This window comes from uncultured Fibrobacter sp., assembly GCF_946062555.1.
Taxonomy (GTDB): domain Bacteria; phylum Fibrobacterota; class Fibrobacteria; order Fibrobacterales; family Fibrobacteraceae; genus Fibrobacter.
In genome coordinates this window covers 1-6,529 of record NZ_CAMGVQ010000102.1, presented here as the reverse complement: position 1 = coordinate 6,529, position 6,529 = coordinate 1, and the positions used below count along the sequence as shown (strand labels likewise).

At 49.9% G+C, this 6,529-nt stretch carries 9 protein-coding genes and 1 pseudogene; 6 read left to right on the top strand and 4 right to left on the bottom strand.

Features of this window, described 5'->3' with window-relative positions; all coding sequences use genetic code 11:
* The first annotated feature begins 57 nt into the window (after positions 1–57).
* From Q0P86_RS16225 to larE, 5 genes are all read left to right on the top strand, one after another.
* Positions 58–540 (top strand): hypothetical protein, encoded by a 483-nt coding sequence (locus Q0P86_RS16225; protein WP_295040927.1) that lies wholly within the window; start codon positions 58–60, stop codon positions 538–540.
* Positions 521–1,045: a hypothetical protein gene (locus tag Q0P86_RS16220; protein ID WP_295040925.1), complete on the top strand. Its 525-nt coding sequence runs from the start codon at positions 521–523 to the stop codon at positions 1,043–1,045. Before Q0P86_RS16225 ends, Q0P86_RS16220 begins: the two co-directional genes overlap by 20 nt.
* 115 nt (positions 1,046–1,160) lie before the next feature.
* Positions 1,161–1,889, top strand: a complete 729-nt coding sequence (gene larB / locus Q0P86_RS16215) for a nickel pincer cofactor biosynthesis protein LarB (protein WP_295040923.1) — start codon at positions 1,161–1,163, stop codon at positions 1,887–1,889.
* Between the two features lie 79 nt (positions 1,890–1,968).
* On the top strand, positions 1,969–3,285 hold the full coding sequence (gene larC / locus Q0P86_RS16210) for a nickel pincer cofactor biosynthesis protein LarC (RefSeq protein ID WP_295040921.1): 1,317 nt from the start codon (positions 1,969–1,971) through the stop codon (positions 3,283–3,285).
* Positions 3,286–3,324: 39 nt separating this feature from the next.
* Positions 3,325–4,134 carry an ATP-dependent sacrificial sulfur transferase LarE gene (larE, locus tag Q0P86_RS16205; RefSeq protein WP_295040919.1) on the top strand — a complete coding sequence of 270 codons (810 nt, stop codon included), beginning with the start codon at positions 3,325–3,327 and terminating at the stop codon, positions 4,132–4,134.
* A 505-nt stretch (positions 4,135–4,639) separates the two neighbouring features.
* Here the strand turns inward: larE and Q0P86_RS16200 are convergent.
* A complete protein-coding gene (locus Q0P86_RS16200; protein WP_290996356.1) occupies positions 4,640–5,041 on the bottom strand; it encodes a hypothetical protein in 402 nt (133 codons plus the stop codon).
* A gap of 92 nt (positions 5,042–5,133) precedes the next feature.
* Positions 5,134–5,529 carry a hypothetical protein gene (locus tag Q0P86_RS16195; protein WP_295040917.1) on the bottom strand — a complete coding sequence of 132 codons (396 nt, stop codon included), beginning with the start codon at positions 5,527–5,529 and terminating at the stop codon, positions 5,134–5,136.
* A gap of 84 nt (positions 5,530–5,613) precedes the next feature.
* Between Q0P86_RS16195 and Q0P86_RS17010 the strand changes: the two genes are divergently transcribed.
* A complete protein-coding gene (locus Q0P86_RS17010) occupies positions 5,614–5,772 on the top strand; it encodes an SMR family transporter (RefSeq protein WP_366941292.1) in 159 nt (52 codons plus the stop codon).
* 270 nt (positions 5,773–6,042) lie between these two features.
* Here the strand turns inward: Q0P86_RS17010 and Q0P86_RS16190 are convergent, their stop codons facing one another.
* Both Q0P86_RS16190 and Q0P86_RS16185 read right to left on the bottom strand, forming a co-directional pair.
* Positions 6,043–6,144, bottom strand: coding sequence for an LEPR-XLL domain-containing protein (locus Q0P86_RS16190; RefSeq protein ID WP_295040916.1), 102 nt, complete (start codon positions 6,142–6,144; stop codon positions 6,043–6,045).
* 22 nt (positions 6,145–6,166) lie between these two features.
* Positions 6,167–6,529, bottom strand: a pseudogene (locus tag Q0P86_RS16185) (hypothetical protein); the annotation flags it as partial.

Genomic DNA, 6,529 nt, shown 5'->3' with positions numbered 1-6,529 from the left:
TGAAAGTCGCTGCACTGAAAGTGCAGGGTTTTAACCATTTTTTGGACAATAAAAGGCTTGCCGCCAGATAGCAGTTCTACAAACAGAGCTTATGCTTTTTCCGAAGCGGGCAATATTCTTTCCACGGAATATGGCGATGATGGGTCTGAACGGGGGGCTTTCCGACATATTTTATGGCAGTCGGATATAACATCTAGATATGACGAAAATGTCGCTGAAATAATTGGTGATTGTCATGAATTTGGAAAAACTTTTGATCCGAACCAAAAGGCTTTTGACTCGCTAATTGATGCTGATTCTGCCATAGATCGGCTCAACAATATCATTGGCAGAAAAGTCGGAGCGAAATACAGCCACCTTACAACCAGACTGCGTGCGCTAAAGGTTTTAGAACAAATGCATCAGGATGGCTACTACAAGGCCATTCGTCGTAAAAACGGCTATATTGTAGAGAAGGTCAAAATGTCTGATGATTCGTACAACAAAATGTATGATGAAATATTAAATCGAAGGGATGAAAATGGAAAACAAATCAAGTGATAGGTCAAGAAGTGAAAATGTCATTTATGTCGTGGGAACTTTTGTTCCCATAATATTTCTAATTGTTCCATTCTTTTATAATTTTCTTGACAAACTTCCTTTCCCTTTATCTAGTTATTCCATTGCTTTTTGTCTTTTTTTTGCTGTATTTTGGAATGCCGCTCATTATATTGAAATGCTGGTTGAAATAATTCAAAAGAAAATACAGGTTTTGAATATTTTGAAAAAAATGCTATTGCCAGTGGTTGTGTGGTTTGTTGCTTGCGTACTATTTGTTTGGCATCAATGTGCAACGGCAACACCTGTTGCAAGTTACCTTATTGAAGAAGAAACTGACGGTGTTTTTGAAGCTTTTCTTGTGACGGCAATAATTGAAATGTTGCTGACAATTCATCTTTTCCCGTTTGCCGTATCGCGCTTCAAGAAAAATTCAATAAAATTTGAGGGGATTGCCGCATTAGCTAGTGTCGCTTTGTCTATTGTTGTTATTTTTATACATCGTTAGGGACGGCAAAATACATGGTGCACAAAGCCAATATTCAAAAAATGCTACACAAAAACCAAACTTTTATCCCCAAAGCGCTTGACCTAGAGCAAACTCTAATGAGTATATTTAAGGTATGAAAGCCGACCATTTTTGCAAAAATTATGAAGAACTTGGTTTTGCCAAGCTGGATACCGGGCGGACTAGCCGCACCGGCACAAGCGAGGCCATTTTTTGTGCCGGGAAAACGCCGGAACAACTTCTCCGGATTCTGCAGACCTTCCGGGACAAAGGCTGCCGCGTATTAGGGACCCGCTGCAGCAAGGAGCAGGCGGAATTCATCGCAAATGCAGGTGAGAAAATCTGCTACGACGAATTTTCCCGGACGATTTCGCTGTCAGATGAAATTCCGGCTAGTCGGAAGCGCGGGCGTTCCGACGGCAAGAAATCGCAAACGATTGCAAAACTCGGGCCGGTAGCCGTATGTTGCGCAGGAACGGCGGACCTGCCTATCGCCGAAGAAGCCGCCAAGACGCTGGAATTTAACGGCGTAAAAGTCGTGCGCCAATACGACGTAGGAATTGCGGGGCTGCACCGCCTGCTCTCGAAGGTAGAGGACATCCGCAAGGCTTCGGTGGTCATCGCCGTTGCCGGAATGGAAGGCGCGCTCCCCGGCGTGATTGCCGGACTCGTGAAAGCGCCCGTGATTGCCGTGCCCACATCGGTCGGGTACGGGGCATCCTTCGGCGGGATCAGCGCGCTGCTCACCATGCTCAACACCTGCGCCGAGGGCGTAACGGTGGTAAATATCGATAACGGTTTCGGGGCGGCCATCGCCGCCTTCCGCATGTTACAAATAAAATAATCTTTTTTCAACCATCGACCCTTATCACTAACGCCCTTCGCACCCAACCACTAACCACCAACCACTAACCACTATTTTTATGAAATATCTCTATCTCGACGGCTCTTGCGGTATCAGCGGCGATATGACGGTTGCCGCACTTCTTGGACTTGGCGCATCACGCGAAAAAATGGATGCGGCGATTGCGGGGCTCGGCCTAGAAGGCGTCCACGTCCATGTGGAAAATTCAAAGAGTTACAGCATTGCGGGGCTTTCTTTTGCGGTGCATGTTCACGGTCACGACGCAGACCACGTGCATTCTCACGAAGAAGGGTATGTAGAGCATTGTGAGACGAAAGACGATAGACGAAAGACGATAGAATGTCATGAAGGTCATCATCATCACGAACACCGGCACTTGTCCGAAGTTTACGAGATTCTGGACCGCGCCGCAAATGCAGGGGCAGTCACCCCCCGCGCCCTTGAAACCGCAAAAAAGATTTTCCGTATCATCGCCGAAGCCGAGGCAAAGGCTCACGGCGTGCCCGTAGAAGAAGTCCATTTTCACGAAGTGGGTGCCGTCGATTCCATCGTCGACATCTTGGCGGTCGCCGTCCTTGCCGATGACCTTGGCATAGAGAACTGCATCGTTACAGGGCTCAACGAAGGCTCTGGCTTTGTGGAAACGCAACATGGCCAGTTGCCGATTCCCGTTCCGGCGGTAGCGCACATTGCAGAAGCCGCGGGTATCGCGCTTCACATCACCGAAACGAAAGGCGAAATGGTCACCCCAACGGGAGCGGGCATCGTCGCAGCTCTGCGGACACAAGAAACGCTCCCCGCAGGCTACAAAATCTTAAAATCGGGCGTGGGTCTCGGCAAGCGCGATTTCGGGCGAGCGAACTTCTTGCGGGCACAAATCATCGAGGACTGCGCAAGCGACAAATGCGGCGACGCAACATCCACAACCACAGGCTGCACCCCCGCAGACTGCAATGTTTTCCAGATTGAAGCGAATATTGACGATTCCACTCCCGAAGAATTGGGCTACGCCATGGACAAGCTCTTCGAGGCGGGTGCCCGCGATGTCCATTTTATCCCCTGCTACATGAAAAAGAACCGCATGGGCACTCTTCTGTGCGCCCTCGCCGACAGCGAGCACCTGGCCGCCGTAGAGCGTGCAATTTTCCTGCATACATCGACCGTCGGCGTGCGCCGTTTCCCCGTAGAACGCACCTGCATGGCCCGCAGCACCTTCGAAGTCGAAACGGAATTCGGCAAGGTTCGCGTCAAGAAATCCGTTCTGGGCGACATCGAAAAAATCAAGCCCGAATTTGACGACCTGAAAGCATGCGCCGACAAGGCGGGCGTTCCCATCCGCGAAATCCAGAAAGCGGTCGAGAAGAAACTGTTCTAAAAATGAATTGTCAAGCCGCAATTTTGTATTTTACTTTACATGGAAAGCTTGAGCCAAAAGTTTGAAAAACTGAAAAACCTCTTGCGCGAAATGGACCGCGTCGCCATCGCATTTTCTGCCGGCGTAGATTCCACGTTCCTTACGAAAGTCGCCCACGACGCACTGGGCAGCAACATGGTCGCCTACACAGTCCAGGCGGGAATGGTCCCCGAGCGCGAAATCGCATTTTCCCGAGAGTTCTGCAAGTTGCACGGAATCCCGCAGCAACTGATAGAAATTGACGAAATGCAGGTAGAAGGCTTTGCCGAAAACTCCAGGGAACGTTGCTACTTCTGCAAGCACAACCTATTTTCGAAAATTACAGAACGCGCAAAGGCCGCAGGATTTTCAACCGTCTGCGAAGGCAGCAATGCCGACGACATTCACGACTACCGCCCAGGAATGCGCGCCCTTCAGGAACTAGGCATCAGGAGCCCCCTCCTGGAATGCGGCCTCACAAAAGCGGACATCCGCGAACTTTCGCACCAACTGGATTTACCCACGTGGGACAAGCCCTCCTTCGCATGCCTCGCAAGCCGCATCCCTTACGGAGAACCCATTTCCCGGGAAAAACTTTCCATGATATCAAATGCGGAACAATTGCTTTTTGAACTGGGCTTCAAGCAGTTCCGCGTGCGCCTGCACGGCAACCTCGCACGCATCGAGGTGTTGCCGGAAGATTTCGACAAGGTTCTAGAAAAGCGCGACCAGATTCTCGCAGCCTTCAAGAAAATCGGATTTACCTACATTTCGCTGGACCTGCAGGGCTTCCGCAGCGGCAGCATGAACGAGACTTTAGCCGCAAAGTAATTTTAGGCGTTTTTACAATAATAAAACTTGTGATTTTAGGCAAGATTGGGAATTTTTATGGCCGGTCAACGAACAGTTCCTTGAATATCCCGACCCTGTTCCTAACCTTCAATTTTTCCCTTTTTGAGTTTAAAATTCAAAAGTTCCTGAAGCCTAGAAAACATGAGCCCTTCAAGATTCAGCACATTATTGCCGGGCTAAAGTCAACACAAAATCCAACTTTTAGCCCACAAATAGCACATTATTAGGCTAAAGTTTGCAAAAATCAGCAAGTTTAGCCCACTATTAAGCGTTCCCCGGCCAGGTCCCTGAGCCTGCCGAAGGGCCGGGGCGGGTGCTGCTCGCCTTGCACGCAAGGCTCATCGAGCCTTGCCGCTCTGTCACCCTGGAGCGGAGCGATAGGGTCCACGGCAAGTCTCGCCACAAAGGTGCGACGCCCCCTAACGCGGTGTCAACGAGCCCCCCCCCGTTTCCGAGGGGAGCCATTTTGAAGTATTCCGTCCGTCTATTTCACGAAAGCGGTGAGAAGTTTATGCGCCTCGTCGCCTTCGACAAAACGGATTCCACCTACGTTATGGTACTCGAATCCCGAGAACTGCTGCAGGTGCAGTGCCGCAAATTCGCGGTCCTGCGAATAGCAGAGATTCAGGCGGAAGTTTCCGTTGTCGCCTGTTTTCGGATGGCCATTTTTTTGAACGACCGCATCCAGGGCGCTTGGAGAAGCCTCGACAATTTCCTTGACCTTTTGGCCCTCCGTAGGGCTGTAATCTAGGCATATTCCCACAACGGGCGAATTCGTCTTAGTGTAGGTGACATTGGTTTTGAAACCGAAAAACTTCTTTTCGGTCTTGATATAGGGCTTGTTGAAGACAGCTCTCGCCATCATCATTTTAGAAATGTTTTCCATGTTCTTTCTCTTTTTTAAAATGAATGATGTCGCGCACCCCGGCAGGGGCCGCGGCAATTTACCTGTGATAGAGTGTTCGGAGAAAGAACTTGCTAACAGAGCATTCGCTCTAGCGTATAAACGTAATACTCTTTTGATTTCTGATAAACTAGCGGCAAAGGGAAGCCGCATTGGGCGCAAACAGTTGGCAGCGCGATCTTCGTCGGAAATGGAGTAGCCTGCTTGAACGTTGCCGAACTGCGTCCGCCGTCCCCTTGAAGGCCGTTACCGCGCGATGCACGCAAGGACACCTGCTGGTCCGACCTGCGTGTAAACTGCATGGCCTCGGCAGTCGATTCCCGCAACAGGAACAGCGGACTTTCGGCATGCACATTGTCGGCGGAGACCTTGCCATATTCCGAAGCCCGCCCCATTTCGGTTCCGTAATCGTAAACAAAAGAACCTTCGACAACGGCAGCAAGAATCGCGAACAACGCGACCGCAATCATCGAAGAAATATTTTGTTTAACGGACCTCATCGCTGAATAAGATAGAATTTTTTGGGCAGAACAACTATCTTTGTTCCATAGAAACTGCCGCTCGGCACCACGTATGCGATATGGACAGGACTAGGCACGGTGGGAACGTTCGCCCTGGGCGTTTATCTATTTCAGGAGCATTTCTCTATCCCGAAAGACATTTGCGTTTTGCTTATCTTATCCGGGATTGCCGGCTTGAAATTATTGCATTAAAAAGATGCGCCACGACGGCGAACAGCACGACGATGGCGACATAGTCCGCGAAAAACAGGGCGTTCCCCGGCCCGGTCCCTGAGCCTGCCGAAGGGGGGGGCCGGGTCGGGTGCTGCTCGCCGAGCACGCTCGGCTCATCGAGCCGCTTGCGCGTCTCGCCACAAAGGTGCGACGCCCTCCCCTAAAGGGGACCATAGCCACTAAGCAGTAGAACTGCAAGTGGCTGGAGGCCTAACGCAATTTCAGTGTGAAGTGTGAAGTGAAGAATGATTATTCGACAGCGCTCATCATCAGGCGAGGTTCAAGAGCCTCAATACGGTAGTTGTTCTTGGTGGACTGCTTGACAGATTTCTTTATTTTTTTCGTGTTCATTTTGTAATCTTACTTATAAATTTTATTTTGACTTAACACAACGGACGGAACGTCCTTCAAGTTTTGTGTAATTAAAATTCGAGGGGCCGTAAATTGAATTGTCTCTATAACTCGTATTGGAGCCCAAAACAAACATTTCACCATCTACAAGGATTTCGCCTGGGTAATACCAATACGTTTCTTTTCCAAGGCAATCTTTGAATTCTCCCGTTGGACGTCTCAAGCCAGCGCCCACAAGGCTATACCCAGTGGTGTTGTAACCGCCGAAGCCGAAGGTGGAACGGACTCCCTCGATGCCATGGTTGTTGCCGTTGGAATTGAGAATGACAACGAAATCATCGTAGGTGAGCAGGCGCCAGTCGTCGGGGCAGATACCTTGGTGGTT